11 protein-coding genes are annotated in these 14,632 nt (G+C 72.6%); 5 read left to right on the top strand and 6 right to left on the bottom strand.

Features of this window, described 5'->3' with window-relative positions; translation table 11 throughout:
* Window positions 1–71: 71 nt before the first annotated feature.
* The gene (locus tag ACZ6B8_RS24165) at window positions 72–1,307 is read left to right on the top strand and encodes a phenylacetate--CoA ligase family protein (protein ID WP_471608562.1); all 1,236 of its coding nucleotides are present in this window, start codon (window positions 72–74) and stop codon (window positions 1,305–1,307) included.
* A 23-nt stretch (window positions 1,308–1,330) separates the two neighbouring features.
* Window positions 1,331–1,879, top strand: coding sequence for a glycine-rich domain-containing protein (locus ACZ6B8_RS24160; protein WP_471081530.1), 549 nt, complete (start codon window positions 1,331–1,333; stop codon window positions 1,877–1,879).
* Window positions 1,880–2,303: 424 nt separating this feature from the next.
* On the opposite strand, the gene ACZ6B8_RS24155 is transcribed toward ACZ6B8_RS24160, so the two are convergent.
* Window positions 2,304–3,650 (bottom strand): phosphatase PAP2 family protein, encoded by a 1,347-nt coding sequence (locus ACZ6B8_RS24155; RefSeq protein WP_471081532.1) that lies wholly within the window; start codon window positions 3,648–3,650, stop codon window positions 2,304–2,306.
* Between the two features lie 288 nt (window positions 3,651–3,938).
* On the opposite strand from ACZ6B8_RS24155, the gene ACZ6B8_RS24150 reads away from it, so the two are divergent.
* Entirely contained in the window at window positions 3,939–4,544 is a 606-nt protein-coding gene (locus tag ACZ6B8_RS24150) for an HAD family hydrolase (RefSeq protein WP_471608561.1), read from the top strand.
* 29 nt (window positions 4,545–4,573) lie between these two features.
* Here ACZ6B8_RS24150 and ACZ6B8_RS24145 read toward each other — a convergent pair whose 3' ends face one another.
* The 3 genes from ACZ6B8_RS24145 to ACZ6B8_RS24135 are packed head-to-tail and all read right to left on the bottom strand — an operon-like array spanning window position 4,574 to window position 9,158.
* A complete protein-coding gene (locus ACZ6B8_RS24145; RefSeq protein ID WP_471608560.1) occupies window positions 4,574–5,920 on the bottom strand; it encodes an MFS transporter in 1,347 nt (448 codons plus the stop codon).
* Complete coding sequence (locus ACZ6B8_RS24140) at window positions 5,917–7,941, bottom strand: PEP/pyruvate-binding domain-containing protein (protein WP_471608559.1); 2,025 nt, start codon at window positions 7,939–7,941, stop codon at window positions 5,917–5,919. The genes ACZ6B8_RS24145 and ACZ6B8_RS24140 overlap by 4 nt, the downstream gene beginning before the upstream one ends.
* Window positions 7,938–9,158: an ATP-grasp domain-containing protein gene (locus ACZ6B8_RS24135; protein ID WP_471608558.1), complete on the bottom strand. Its 1,221-nt coding sequence runs from the start codon at window positions 9,156–9,158 to the stop codon at window positions 7,938–7,940. Before ACZ6B8_RS24135 ends, ACZ6B8_RS24140 begins: the two co-directional genes overlap by 4 nt.
* A 426-nt stretch (window positions 9,159–9,584) precedes the next feature.
* Between ACZ6B8_RS24135 and ACZ6B8_RS24130 the strand changes: the two genes are divergently transcribed.
* Window positions 9,585–10,880 carry a PAS domain S-box protein gene (locus ACZ6B8_RS24130; RefSeq protein WP_471081547.1) on the top strand — a complete coding sequence of 432 codons (1,296 nt, stop codon included), beginning with the start codon at window positions 9,585–9,587 and terminating at the stop codon, window positions 10,878–10,880.
* Window positions 10,881–11,043: 163 nt separating this feature from the next.
* Window positions 11,044–12,435, top strand: coding sequence for an aminopeptidase P family protein (locus tag ACZ6B8_RS24125; RefSeq protein WP_471608557.1), 1,392 nt, complete (start codon window positions 11,044–11,046; stop codon window positions 12,433–12,435).
* Window positions 12,436–12,497: 62 nt separating this feature from the next.
* Here the strand turns inward: ACZ6B8_RS24125 and ACZ6B8_RS24120 are convergent, their stop codons facing one another.
* Window positions 12,498–13,364 carry a calcium-binding protein gene (locus ACZ6B8_RS24120; RefSeq protein ID WP_471608556.1) on the bottom strand — a complete coding sequence of 289 codons (867 nt, stop codon included), beginning with the start codon at window positions 13,362–13,364 and terminating at the stop codon, window positions 12,498–12,500.
* Between the two features lie 248 nt (window positions 13,365–13,612).
* Entirely contained in the window at window positions 13,613–14,566 is a 954-nt protein-coding gene (locus tag ACZ6B8_RS24115) for a DUF5829 family protein (RefSeq protein ID WP_471608555.1), read from the bottom strand.
* Window positions 14,567–14,632: the final 66 nt, after the last annotated feature.

Genomic DNA, 14,632 nt, shown 5'->3' with positions numbered 1-14,632 from the left:
CCTTCCCCTCACTCCCGGCCCCCCTCGTCCCTACCTCCTACCCCCTGTCCCCGCCTCGCACCGGAGCCCTCTTGAACCGCCTGCCGAGCGCCGACGTCCTGGACCGCGTCCGGGACATCCCCCTCTACCGCCCGTCCGTCGAGCGCGGCGATTTCCCGATCCTGGAGAAGCCGGAGATCGCCCGGGACTTCCCCGCCAACTGGATGACGCCGGAGCTGGCCTGCGCCCTGGAGACGGGCGAGGCCGAGTTCGTCCTGTCCACCGGGACCAACCACGCCCGCATGCAGATCATCCGTCCGCCGTACTTCCTGCTCCGCTCGTACTACCGCCTGTGGAGCGAGCATCCCGCGCTGGGCGCGCTCTGGCACGACGGTGCCCGGCGCGTCTCGTTGACCACCGTGCTGGCCACCGAGCACGTCGCCCGCGTCAACGCCCGCAATCCCGGACGGACGTCGGGCGAGCGCTGGCTCGACGAACGGACGCTGTACCTCAACCGCGTCCTGGATCCGGCCGACTGGGACCGCGCCGAGGTCGAGCGGATGCTCGACGAGATCGCGGAGGTGAGCGCGGCGCATCCGCGCGGCGGCTATCTCCTGGACTGCTCCGGTTACCACCTGGCGCATCTGGTCCGCAGGGTCGACGCCTGGGGCCTGTGGGACCGCTTCCCCCGGCCGGCCGGCATCATCCACGCCTACGAGTACACGCCGCTGAACGTCCGCGCGTATCTGCGCTCCCACTTCGACTGCCCCATCGTCGACCTCTTCGGCAGCACCGAACTCGGCTACCTCTTCTACGGGGACGCCGACGGGAGCGGAGACGGAGGTGGCCGCTACCACCCGTATCTGCACGACATGAGCGTGGAGTTGATCCCGGTCGAGCCGGGCAGCGGCATCCACAGCCTCATCGTCACCAGCGTCCGCAACCCGTACATGCCGCTGGTCCGCTACCGGTCCGGCGACTGTGTGCGCACTGCCGACGGCAGCGCCGATCCGGCGCGGATCGTCTCGTTCTGCGGCCGCGAGAAGGAACTGCTCCGCACGCCCGGCGGCCCGGTCGCCCAGGCCGATCTCGACGCGCGCGTCACCGCCGTCGCGCCGCGGGTCTTCCTGCACCAGCTGCGGCTGACCGGCGACGAGGCGTGCGTGCTGTGGTGCACGACCTTCGACGGCGAACCCCTCACGCCCGCCGAGGAGACCGGGCTTGCGGCCTCAGTGGGGGCGCTGACCGGCAGGGCCTGCCGTGTGGAGCACCGCGCCCATGTGCCGATCGGCCGCTCCGGCAAGTACGCCTGGCTGACCACGCCCTAGCGACGACCACGACAGGACCGCGCATGCCCACCACGTCCCACCCGTCCACGCCCGCCCCGTACGCCACGGCCCCGGCCCCGGCGCCCACCGCCGAGGAGCTGCTCGGCTCCGCCCTCCACGAGGAGGTCGTCCGGCACTTCGCGGCGAAGTCCGACGCCCCCGACGTCCCGTACGTCACACACCAGGTCCGCGAATGTCTGCGCTACCTCTATCTGGTCTCCCGCCACCCCGACCGGCTCGGCGGGCTCTTCCTCCCCGTCGAACAGGACATCGACGAGATCTGGCACTACCTCATCCTGCAGACCCGCGAGTACCGCGAACTCTGCGAACAGCGGCTGCCCGGCGGCCACTTCATCCACCACCGCAGCGTGTCCTACGACGCCTACCAGCAGGCGCCGGGGCGCGCGACGGCTGCGGAGGAGGCACTGCGGTGGATTCCGCTGTACACGGCGGCGTTCGGGCCGTACGACGACGCGGCGCTGCCGCACTGGACGGTCGTGCGCTTCCTCCACGACGAGCTGGGGATGTCCCTGCGGCAGATCGGCTCCCTGGCCGACGCCTCCGAGAGGTGACGCGGGCGTTCTTTCTCGGGTTGCCCCGCCGCGGCCGGATGCGCACGTTGCCGACACGCGCTTCTCCGTCAGCTCCCGGGCTTCGGTGACTTCGCCGACCCCGTGACGTCGCGACCCTGGCGTCGGCCGCCGAAGAGGCCGGCGGGGACGAGCTCTTCGTGTGGGACCACGTCCTGCACCGCAAGCACCAGGGGCGGCCGTTCGGCGACCCCTGGATGCTGCTCACCGCGGCCGCACGGACGAGTACCGCAGCTTCGGCGACACCGCCGAGCCGCGGGTCCTCGCGGAGCGGCTGGACGAGGGCTGGGACTGCTCAGGTGCTTCTGGTCCGGGGAACCGGTGAACCATCACGGCCGGCACTACGAGGCCCACGACGTCACCCTGGTGCCCGCCACCGTGCAGCAGCCGGGGCCGCCCGCCCGGCTCAGACCATCTCGGGCTGCGGCTCCAGCTTCTGGGCGGGAGCGATCTTCGGCTCCCACAGCCGGGTCGTCCGCATGTAGGTGTGGACGACGGAGACCATCGCCAGGACGAGCAGCGGCCCGAACAGCCACGGGTGCCTCGCCATCTCCATCGGGGCGAAGCGGTAGGACACCAGGAGCGCGGTGAAGACCGCCGCTCCGTAGGCGACCAGCCAGACGCCCGACCGGTCCCAGCCGCGGTCGTGCGAGCGCAGCGCCGCGTCGATCGTGACGGCGAAGACCACGCCGGCGATGATGTCCGCGCCGTAGTGGTACCCGAAGCCGAGGGTCGCGCCGAGCGTGGCGACGAGCCAGAACGCGCCCGCCGCCCGCAGCGCCCGCGGTCCCTTGCGGGAGTGGATGAAGATGGTGGTGGCCCAGGCCGTGTGCAGACTGGGCATGCAGTTGCGCGGGGTCAGGTCGTCGTACGTCATCTGGCTCGGCGCCGTGAGCGAGGGCGGCGTGTGGGGCCACAGGTCGGCCACCGCCCACTGCACCCCACCGGTTCCGGAGGCGCCGGGTCCGTACGCGAAGACCGGGCCGACCACCGGGAAGATCATGTAGATCGCGGGGCCGAGCAGCCCGATGACGAGGAACGTGCGCACCAGATGGTGCCCGGGGAAGCGGCGTTCGGCCGCCACATGGCGCAGCTGGTACAGGGCGACCGCGACGGCGGCGACCGCGAGTTGGATGTAGACCCACTCGAGGACGTGCGTGCCGACCGTGCCCGTGGCCTCGACCATGCGGCCCACCACCCACGACGGGTTGCCCAGCGCATGGTCGGCGGTCGCCACGTACTGGTCGAGCACCGTCGGGCGGGTCTTCCACGTGATGAGCAGCCAGGCGTCACCGGTCTTGCGGCCGGCCACCAGCAGCAGACCGAGGCCGACGCCCTTCAGCAGCAGCACGCGCTCGGCGCCGGTGCGGCGCGTGAGCGCGATGACCCCGTAGCCGAGGAGCACCCACAACGCGCCGTTGCCGAACATCATGTCGGCCCCGACGATCCACCGCACCACAAAGAAGACGACATCGATGCCGACGGCGACACCGACCGCGATGAACCGCTCGCGCCAGGTGAGCACCACCATCATCAGGGCCATGCTGGCGTACAGCAGCGGCCCCGACTTCGGCGCGAAGATGACCTCGCGCGCCTGGTTGGTGAGCGGTCCGGCCACGCCGTAGTGGCGGACGGCGATCTCCAGCGCGACGAGGAACCCGAGGGCCACGACGGCCGCCACGGTCCACAGAATCGCCCGTGGCTGTCGCCACGCGGCGAACAGCGTCTTTCTGTTGTCTATTCGGGACGACACCCGCGATGCTATGGATTTCAATTTTTGGCCGATGTGTGAGATGTCAGCTACGTGAATTACGCATTGTGCCGGAGGGCGTACTTCCGGTGAAGAACGGTCGATCGGGGCGATCGGCCGCGAGTTTGAGCATGCTATCGGAGCGGCGTCCGCGGGGTTCCGCTGGTCGTGAGCTGTCGGGAGAACCGCCGGACACGAGGGCCCCGCATGGGATATCTTGCGGCGCCTGCATGTCATGCACCGGACATTCGTGCGCCCTGGGGGGCGCACCGACGAGAGGGCGGCGACGCCATGAAGAGATCCGCTTCCAGGGCCCCGGTCCGCACGGGCCTCGCGTTCGGCGCGGCCCTGGCGTCGACCGTGCTGTGCGGTACGGCTCCGGCCGCCGCCGCTCCCGCACACGGTGACTCCGCGCGCGGCTGCCCCGTCGTCTACTTCGACCTGGGCGAGACGCTGGTGCACACCGCCGACGACGGCAGCACCGGCTACCGGCCCGGCGCCGCCGCCTATCTGCGCACCCTGCGCTCCCACCACATCCGGATCGGCCTGATCACCAACGTGCCGTCGTCCTGGGGGAAGACCGACTCGGAGCGCGCCGCCCGGCTCAGGCAGGAGGTCGACGCCACCTGGCAGGGGTCCGCGCCCTTCGCCTGGGAGGACTTCGGCGACCGGATCCGCACGCCGCGCACCGAGGCGGAGCGCAAGCCGGCGCCCGTCCTCTGGCAGCGCGCGAAGGCGGACGCGGGTCGCTGCCGCGTCGTCTACCAGGCGGAGACGGCCGAGGAGGTCGAGGTCGCCGGCTCGCTCGGTTATGTGCCGTACCAGGTGGCGCGGCCCCACCGGCCCGCGTATCTGCCGGTGGGGCTCATCGAACTCCTCGGCCGCCGCTCCGGCTGACCGGAGTCAGAAGAGCGGCGCGACCTGCCTCAGGTGGTGCGGCCGGCCGGATCGGGTGCCGGTCGCGCCTCGGGGGCCGCCCCCTTCTGGTCCCGCCGCACGGCCCCGCTGCGCAGGAGCAGTTGGAAGGCGCCGAGGAGCACCGCCGTGGCCAGCGCGCTGTGCCACAGCAGGGCGTCCAGCTGCCCGGCGGAGAGATAGGCACCCACGGCGACCGCGGCCAGGGCGCACACCGCGCGGTCCACGATGCTCTCCACCGAGAGCAGGGTGGCGCGCGGGGCGTCCGGCGGCACCGCGTCGTTCACGAGCTTGCGCTGCACCGGGTACGCGAAGCCGGTCGCCGCGGCGAAGAGGCAGAGCAGCCCCACCACGACCCAGGGGCCGCCGAGCGTCATCGCCGCGAGGGTGCCGGCGAGCGCGAGGCTGAGGACCGAGACCCAGGCGACCGGCGTCAGGCGCCGGCTCAGCCACTGGGGCCGTGCCGAGGCGACCGCCTCCGCCACCGTCATCGCGGCCAGCACCCCGCCGTGCGAGGCCTCCGCGATGCCGTGGTCGAGCAGGATCGGCTGGAAGAGGTTGACCTGGCAGATCCGCGACAGCGTGAAGACCGCGACGCCCTGCACCATCACCAGGGCCAGCCACGGCGAGGCGGCGACGCAGCGCAGCGCGGAGCCCGCGTCCCGCAGGAACGCGCCGCCCCTGCGCCCGCCACCGGACCGGTCGGCCGCCCGGCCCGCGCCGGCCTCCCCGGCGAGCCGGGGCAGCGCGACCGCGCACACGAGGGAACCCGCCGCGCTGGCGGCGCTCAGCACGTACGGCGCCGCGTGGGCGACCGCCATCAACGGCCCCACCAGCGGCCAGCACACCACCTTGGCCGCGAGCCCCAGGGCCCGGGCGGTGCCCTCGGCCCGCAGATAGTGCTCGTCGGCCCGCTCCGCCCGCAACCCGTCGTACAGATAGGCGCTGGCCGCCCCCGAGGTGAGGGAGCGCCCCGCGGCGATGGCGAGGAAGTGGACGAGGAAGCCGGTGTACGAGGCGCTGAAGACCGGAGCCAGGTTCGCCGCCGTCATGACCACCGCGCCGGCCCGCAGGCAGTTGCGGGGGCCGATCCGGTCGGCGATCAGCCCGGTCGGGATCTCGAACAGGCAGAACGCCACGTAGTAGATGCTCTGGATGCCGAAGATCTGCGTGTCCGAGAGCCCGGCGGTCTTCTGGTAGGCGTAGAAGACCGGCATCCACCACAGCAGGTTGAACAGCAGCTGGAAGCCGTAGTTGAGCCGGATGATCCGGCGGGCGGTGTCGGTGAGGCCGGCGGCCCGGCCCTTGCCGGGGCCCGTTCCCCCGTCGGTCGCCGTCCGCCATAGACGCGGGCTCACAGCGCGTACGGGCGGATCTGGACCAGCCGGAAGTCGCCCCGCTCGGTCATCAGCCACTCGATGTCGAGCGGCTTGTCCACGTCGCCGCCGCCGAAGTGCGACCCGCTGAAGTGCGACTGCAGGAGCCGTCCGGTCAGGGACAGGTCCGCGAGCCGGGCGCGGGTGCCTGCGGAGAGCGCCTCGCCCCAGGAGCCGAGGGCGACGGTCCTGCCGCCGCCCTCCACGGTGTTGTAGAGATACTGCTGCGGGAGCACCGAGCCGTCGACCACCTGCTCGGGCGAGCCCGGGGAGCAGTTGAGGTAGACGTTGCGGAAGTCCTCGCGGCGCGTCGGGTTGCAGGTCACCAGGACGCCGCCGAGGGAGGCGGGCACGTACTCCTGGATGATCACGCCCATGTAGGTGTCGTCCAGGGAGATGCCGACCTGGTGGCGCAGGCGCACGCTCCGGGGCGACACCATCGAGGCCCACACCTGCCGTACGGCGTCCAGGAGTTCACCGGTGCCGTGGACGGTGGTCACGGAGTCGTAGACGCCCGCGGCGGAGAAGCCCGGCAGGTCCTCGGCGTTGGACGAGGAGCGCACCACCAGGCGTCCGCGCGAGGCCACGGACTCGGGAAAGGCCTGGCAGATCTGCCGTACGACGGTCTCGGGCACGGGGGTCTGCCGGATCAGCTGCTGCAATTGCAGGCAGAGCGAGTCCAGGACGTCGGTGGCGTCCAGTTCGAGGGCCATCTTCAGCTTGCCGATGCCCTGTTGGAGGGCGGGCGAGGAGGCGAGGAAGTGCTGCTGGAGCGCGAAGGGCAACGCCACGCCCTCCGGCGCGCCGACCGTCGCGGCCACGAAGTCCGCTGCCGTGGAACGCAGTTCGCCGGCCGAGGGCGCCGGCAGGCCGAAGCGCGCCGCGAGGTGGCCGTAGAGGTCCTCGCGCGGCGGCCGGGGCCGGCCGTAGAAGGCGATCAGGTCGGCGGTGCGGCTGTCGAGGACGTGGTGCAGCTCGCCGAGGTTGGCGGCCTTGGTGCCGTAGCGGTCCCGGTCGGCGCTGCGCAGCCGGTGCAGGGACAGGACCGGCACGTCCTCGAGCAGCGGAGGTTCCAGCCGGATGCGCTGCTGGTGCCAGGCCGGCACCCGCAGCTCCGGTTCGTCGTCGAGACGGTCCAGGGATATCTCGTCCTCGCGCACCCGGTAGCGGACCCAGGCGCCGTCGAGGCCGTCCCGCTCGACGAGCTGCTCCAGGTCGCACACGATGGCGTTGGGGATGCCCCAGCCGGAGGCGAGGACGTTGGTGTGCGACAGCGGGGTGATCGGCGCGGTGTTGAGGAATCCGGCCACCCGGGGCACGTCGTCCGGCAGGCACGGCATCGCCACGATGTCGGCCCAGCCGAGGCCCGCCTCCGCACGGGCGTACTCCTCGTCCGTGCGGAAGAAGCGCAGCCGGCCGGTGGCCTCGCCGGGGTTGAGCGGCGTACGGGTGCGGGAGCCGAAGAGTTCGTGGCTCAGGATGCGCGGCACGCGCAGTTCGCTGATGGCCGCCAGCTCCTCCTCCTGGCCGTGGTTGGCGGGCTTGAGCAGGAGGGGCAGCCTGCCGTCGACCCGCTCCCGTACGAAGTCGTAGAAGAACGCGAGGAGTTCGCCGTGCATGGTGTCGGCCTCGGTCGTCTCCAGGACGAGGAAGGTGCGCTCGCGTCCTTCCGCGTCCTGTTCGGTGTGCAGCGAGAGCACGCCGAGCAGGAAGCGCCGCCCGGGGTCCATGTACACGGAGGCGTTGAACGCGTCGAGGTCCGCGTCCAGGCGGGCGAGGTCCATGCCGAGGACGTGGGTGGCGATGTAGTTGACGTGGAAGGGGTGCGCGGCCGTGTCGAGCAGGTGCCAGATGTTCTCGGCGCGGTCGACCACGACCTTGAGGTACGGGTGCCCGGCCAGGACCCCGGAGAGGGTGCGGAAGAGCGGCAGGGAGAGGTTCTCGCCGACGACCGTGCGGTCCGTGGCAGGTTCGGCGGCGCCTGCGAACAGTTGGGCGGTCATCGGGAAGCCTCCTCGGGACGTACGGCGGGCAGGACGTGGGGCAGGACGTCGATCAGGGTCGCGAAGTCGCGGAGCACGGTCCGCGGGTCGGCGGCGGAGAGCAGGCACAGGGCGGCCATGGTGTTGGCGCCGGCGGCGGGGTCGTAGACGGGCACGACGCCGCCGTCGGGCAGCGAGCTCTCCGCGACCACCGACAGCTCGCTGCCCCGGCTGAGCGGCACGCCGGCCGCGACCGCGGCGTCCCAGACCCTGCGGTCCCGCCATGCCTCGCCCTTGCCGTCGACGGCGAGGACGACGAGCGAGCCCGCCGCGCCGCGCGCCTGCCCGGGGGTGAGCGCCTGCGCGGGCCACGCCACCGGACGGCCGAGGAGGTGGTCGACGAGCATGCCGATCAGGTCGAGCCCGAAGACCTCCTCGATCTGCGGCACCGTCATCGCGCCGCCGAACCGGGCGGCCGTCTCGATCAGCCACATCTCGCCGTCCGCCCCGAGCTTGATCTCGGTGTGGGTCCCGCAGTCGCGCAGGCCGAGGGCGTCGACGGACTGCCGCGCCAGGGCGACGATCCGGTCCTGGGCGTCCTGGGACGCCAGCAGGGCGGGGGTGATGCCCGCGCGTTCGGTGAACGGCTCGACGGTGGGCATCCGGCCGCTGAGGCAGACCGGGTGGAAGACACCGTCGGCCACGACGCCCTCGACGCTGACGTAGTCGCCCCAGCCCGGCTCGTCGAACCAGTCCCCCGCGGTGCCGGTCACGATCTGCTCGACCACGAAGTCCGCGTTCGCCTGAGCGACGTGCAGCTCGGCGTACCCCAACTGGGCGGACTCGTCCATCACTTCCCGCGAGCGGCGCCAGGCGGCGGACACCTCGTGCGGGGAGCGGATGATCTGGTGCGCGGTGGATCCCGCGCTCCAGGCCGCCTTCAGGAGCAGCGGGAAGGGCAGGTGCCCGGCCGCCTCGCGCAGGTCGTCCTCGGTGGCGACGGGGCGGAACTCGGGCTGCGGCAGGCCGTGTTCGTGCCAGGTGCGGCGCATCAGCCGCTTGTCCCTGGCGAGCGCGGCGGCGGCGCCCGCCCCGGCGAGGCCGAGCTTCTCGCACGCTTCGGCGACGGCCACGACCGCGTACTCGGAGAAGGTGAGCACCGCGTCCGCCCCCACGGCCCCGGCCTGCGCGACGATCAGGGACACGAGGTCGGAGCGCTGCGCTTCGGTGGGCGTCACCACCGAGGCGCACAGTCTCCGTGCGGCGCCTGCCACGGAAGGAGGCAGAGCGCTGAGCGCCAGCAGGTGCACTTCCGCCCTCGCGGCCGTCCGGGACAGGACGTGACCGAGCGGCGGACCACCCTTGGCATGCACTAACAGCACCTTGCTCACTGAAGTTCGTCTCCATTCATCCGGTTGGTGCGTGTTGTCCTGCGGGGCCGGTGACGCGCGTAGAGCGTGGGGGATCACCGGGGGTATGTAGCGGGGCGTGTTCACCCGCACACTCAAGGGGACCAGGCGGCAGGCGCCCTCGGCGCCACCGGGGGCGCCCGCCGTTCAGGCAAATGCCTGAGTCGCACGCCGTGTTGGACCGCCGGGGACGCGGGGCACGCACGGCGAGGTGACGGCACGTCAGTCAGCCGCATTACGGACGGAGAGACCGCTGTGGACGATTCCAGCCTCAAGGCGCTGCTCGAGCACCTTCCCGTGTTCTGGTGGGAGGTCGACGAGCCGTGGCAGGTGCTGGAGAGAGGGGGCGGCGCCTTCGCCGACACCGGTACGGCCCAGCGTTTCCTGGACCGGATGCACGAGGAGCGCGCGTCCTCGGGTCATCCGCCACAGGAGGCCCGCTGGCAGGCCCGGTTCGACGGCCGCACGTTCGACGTGAGCTGGCCGCCGGAGGAGGACGGCGCCCGCAGCCGTACCCGCGGCCTCGCCGTGGAGGTCGACGCCCACCCCGAAGTCCCGCGCCGCTACGCCGCGTTCGCCGACCTCGTCGACCTGGCCCCGGCCGCCGCCTTCATACGGGACCGGGAGGGCCGCTACCTGTGGGCCAACCACGCCTACGCGCACCTCTACGGCACCACCCCCGCGGAGCTCGCCGGCAAGCGCATCGAGGACTTCGACGCCCCCGCCGAGGCGGCCCGCTTCCGCGCGCTGGACCAGGAGATCCTCACCCTGGGCACACCGGTGCGGCACACCCTCGGCTACCGGCGCCCGGACGGCAGCGCGGGCCAGGCGGTCGGGCACCGCTTCCCCGTACGGGAGATGGCGCAGACCTGCGTCGCCGGGATCTACGTGGACATCACGGACCACCTGCGCACCCTGGTCCAGCGCCAGGAGGCCGAGGAGCACCTCCAGGCGTTGCGCGACCACAGCGGTCTGCCGTGCGCGTTGCTCTCCGCCAACGGGCGGGTGGTCGAGGCGAGTACGGCGGCCGCCGAACTGTTCCGGCTCAGCCTGCCCGACCTGGTGGGCCGCCGCGCCCACACCCTGCTCGCCCCCGACCCGGAGCTCGGCCGGCTGCACCGCAGATGGCACGGGCTGATAGCCCGCCGCACCAGGCGCGTGGAGACCTCGACCGTGCTCGTCGATGCCGAGGGACGCCTGCGCCGCGCCCAGCTCCATCTGACGACGGTCGGCCACTCCGCCGCGCGGGCGCGGCACGTCTGGGCTGTCGTCACCCACCAGAGCCTCGCCCACGACGCCCATCCGTCGCTCACGGCCGCGCAGATCCGCATCCTCTCCCTCCTCGCGGAGGGCAGTACCAACAGCGACATCGCCACGTCGCTGCGGCTGTCCCGGCAGACGGTCGACTACCACCTCAGCCGGCTGCGGCAGCTCCTGGGCGCCGCGACTCGGCCCGCGCTCGTGGCGCGCGCCTACGTCCTCGGCATCCTGGCCCCGCGCGCCTGGCCCCCGCGCTCGGCCACGGCGGCCCATCCCCTCAGCACCGTCTGAGGTCGCGGGCCCGGCGGGGGCGGCCCAGGGCAGTCTCAACTTCTGCGCGGGTCAGGGCAATTGACGCCGACCGTCGCCTGCCACGGAAGCCGCGCCATAGTAATGTGACATTTTACTGACCGGCCTTCGGGCCTCCGTTCGCGTTCTTCCCCAGGGAGTTCTCGTGACCGCATCAGGCACCCGTCCCGCCGCCCCGACGCTCCACACCGGCAGTCATGACCCGGCCGCCTCCCCGGAGTTGTCCCGCTTCATGGCCGTCTCATGGGCGCCGTCCCCGCTGCCGGACTCCGCCCGGGTCGCCGCGTACGCCCTCACCTCGGTGCGCCGGGCCCGGCTCTCCGCCCGCTTCCCCGGCGAGCGGCTGATCATCCCGGCGGGGGATCTCACGGTCCGGTCCAACGACTGCGACCACCGCTTCCGCCCGCACAGCGGGTACGCGTGGCTGACCGGGCTGACCGGCGAGGACCAGGCGGGCGGAGTGCTGGTCCTCGAACCGTCGGGGCCGCACGGGCACGAGGCCGTGCTCCATCTGCGGCCGCGCTCCCCGCGCGGCGCGGGCGACGAGGAGTTCTACCGGGACCGGCGGCACGGCGAGTTCTGGGTCGGCCGCCGTCCCGACCTCGCCGAGGCGGAGCGGCTCACCGGCATCCGCTGCGCCCACCTGGCGGACCTGGGCTCGCCGACGGGCCGCAACGCCGCGTCCGACCCCGAACTGGCCTCGGCGCTGTCCGAGTTGCGGTTGGTCAAGGACGCCTGGGAGGTGGACCAGCTGCAGCTCGCCGTCGACCACACCGCCGCCGGCTTCGAGGACGTGGTGCGGGCCCTGCCGCGGGCGCTCGCGCACCCGCGTGGCGAGCGCTGGATCGAGGGGACGTTCGGCCTGCGCGCCCGCGCCGAGGGCAACGGCACCGGCTACGAGACCATCGCTGCCTCCGGAGCGCACGCCTGCGTACTGCACTGGATACGCAACGACGGCCGGCTGAACCCCGACGAACTCCTGCTCCTGGACGCGGGAGTGGAGACGGACACCCTCTACACCGCCGACATCACCCGCACCCTGCCGCTCTCCGGCCGCTTCTCCCCCGTCCAGCGTCAGGTGTACGAGCTGGTGCTCGCCGCCCAGGAGGCGGGTATCGCGGCGCTGCGGCCCGGCGCCCGCTTCCGGGACTTCCACCGGGCCGCGATGCGGGTGATCGCGGAGGGGCTCGCGGACTGGGGGGTGCTCAAGGACGCGCGGGGCGACCTGCACCGCCGCTACACCCTGTGCGGCAGCGGCCACATGCTCGGGCTCGACGTCCACGACTGCGCGAAGGCGCGGGCCGAGACGTACCTGGACGGCGTCCTGGCGGAGGGACAGGTCCTCACCGTGGAGCCCGGCCTCTATCTCCAGCCGGACGACGAGACGCTGCCCGCCGAGTTGCGCGGCATCGGCGTCCGTATCGAGGACGACCTCGTCGTGACGTCGCAGGGCGCCCGGCTGATGTCGGGCGCCCTGCCGCGCACCGTCGACGGCATCGAGGAGTGGATGGCCGCCCTGCTCGACGGGCGCGACTGACGTCCGGCGGCGGGGCGGTCCGGGCCGCCCCGCCGCCTTGTGGCCCTTCGTTGCGGAAGGCCCTAGTCCTGGTACACCTTGTTGCGGCCCGGCCCGCCGGAGAGGGTGTCGTTGCCCGGGCCGCCGTGCAGCAGGTCGTCGCCGCTGTTGCCGTAGATGACGTCGTCGCCCGCGGCGCCGTACAGCTTGTCGTTGCCGCGGCCGCCGAGGATCTTCTCCCCGTGGGCGCCGCCGTACACGGTGTCGTCGCCGTCGCCGCCGGTCAGGGTGTGGTCGACGGCGTCGGACGTGGCGCGCAGGGTGTCGTTGCCGGGGCCGCCGTCGCAGTCGGAGACGCAGTGGGTGAGCGTGTCGTTGCCCGGCCCCCCGAAGGAGCCCTCGCTGTACACGCCGCCGCTCGTGTCGAGGTGGTCGGCGCCGTCCTCCCCGTACAGGGTGGTGCTGAGGTCGCCCTTGAGGGTGTCGTCGCCGGCTTCGCCGTGGAACTGCAGGTAGGCGCTGTTCCCCGCGGCCACGGTGACGCTGTCGTCCTTGTCCCCGACGTACGCGCCGAGCGTGATCAGGTCGGAGGCCCGGTCACCGGGGTCGGCGATGGTGCACAGGACGCGGGTGGGGTCGGCCGCGTCCGGGTGGCCGCACCCGGAGCCCTCGGGGGTGGTGATGGCGACGCGGTCGTCGAGGGTGACGTCGTACACGCCCTCGTTCTCCCCGACGGAGCGGTAACGGGTCTTGACCGTCAGCTGGTTGACCTGGCCGGGGGCGGCCCGGTACTCCAGCCGGGAACCGGATACCGGCTCCACGGTGGCGGCCGGGGCGGCGGCCGTCGCCGACGGGGCGCCGGTGAGACCGGCGAGCACCGCGGAGCAGCCCAGTACGGCGGCGACACCGAGCGGGCGAAGGCGGTCATTGCGTAAGGGTCGAGCGAACATGCGGGGTTCTCCTGGTGGTCCGGTGGTGCGGCCGGCACCTCGGGTGCCGTCGGTGGCGGTGTGCCCCCTCACCCGTTCCAGACCGCCTGCGCGAGCCGCCGTTGCACTCCCGCGCCCGCTGTTCACCAGGGATTCATTGCCGTACGGCCGTTCGACGCCCGGCGGTTGCCCGGGGTTGGCCCCGGACAACCACCGCGTACTCGAGAGCTGTTGGAGCCTACGGACCTCTGCTCCCCGTGCCTGCCGCCCTACTGCGCCCCGGCGAACCTCCACACGGCGCGGGCGCCCGGGCCGACCGTGAGCGTCGACCGGCCGATCCGCTCCATGTGCCGCTGCTTCACGCTCTTGTTGAGCGCGAAGGTGATCTCGCGCAGGCCCGCGTCCGCGCGGGACGTCGCGTCGAGGCGGATCGTGGTGCCGCCGCGCAGGGCGACGGCGCTGCCGTCCGGCTGGGTGCGGACCGTGAATCCGCCCGCCCGGAGCACCGGCACGGTGCTCGCGACGTCACGAGCGGTGGTGGCGAGCCGGATGGACGTCACGTCGCGCATCCGGTGGTCGCGGTAGTCGTCGTTGAGGTACCGCTCTCGTCCGACGTCACCGGGGTGGGCGGCCGGCTCCGTCTTGGAGCGCGGGTCGGCGAAGTACTCCGGCCGGTACTCCATCGTCCAGGCGCCGAAGGAGTCGTACGCGTCGGCGGCGATGGCGAAGAAGCCGTCGAACCACGGCACCGGGACGCCGTCACCGAAGTCACGGGTCTGCGTGAAGTCGGCCGGGGTGACGCCGAGGCCGACGAGCCGCTCGCGCACCGTGGCGAGATCGCCCGCGCGCTCGACCGAGAGACCCATGCCGCCGGCGCCGAACTCGTTGTCCCTGCCCGCCAGATCACCGACGCCGAACAGCTCGACGTAGGTCTCGCGGCCCATCAGGTAGCGGCCGGTCCAGGTCTGGCCGTCGGAACCGGTCGTGGTGCGGACCTGGAAGTTGGCGAAGTCCCGCAGATAGGCGGAGTGCTCGATGGCGTCGGCGGTCTCGCGGTCGAGGACGCCGTACGCATGGTTGAAGAAGAGGAGTTGGCGGCCTGTGGCGGGCCCGTCGTCGTCGGCCTGCGCCGCCCACGCGCCACCCCCCGGGGTCCAGAGCAGCGCGGCGGCGAGCACCACGACGAGGGCCAGGAACGTCCGCATCTTCCGGCGCAGCAGCATGCAGGCGATCGTAGGTCGGCCGGCGCCCCGGACGGGCGCACTCCGCCGAGTTGGCCCCGGCGCGGG

It is taken from the genome of Streptomyces sp. NPDC041122 (assembly GCF_055592445.1).
This window is presented reverse-complemented; position numbering and strand designations above follow the sequence as displayed.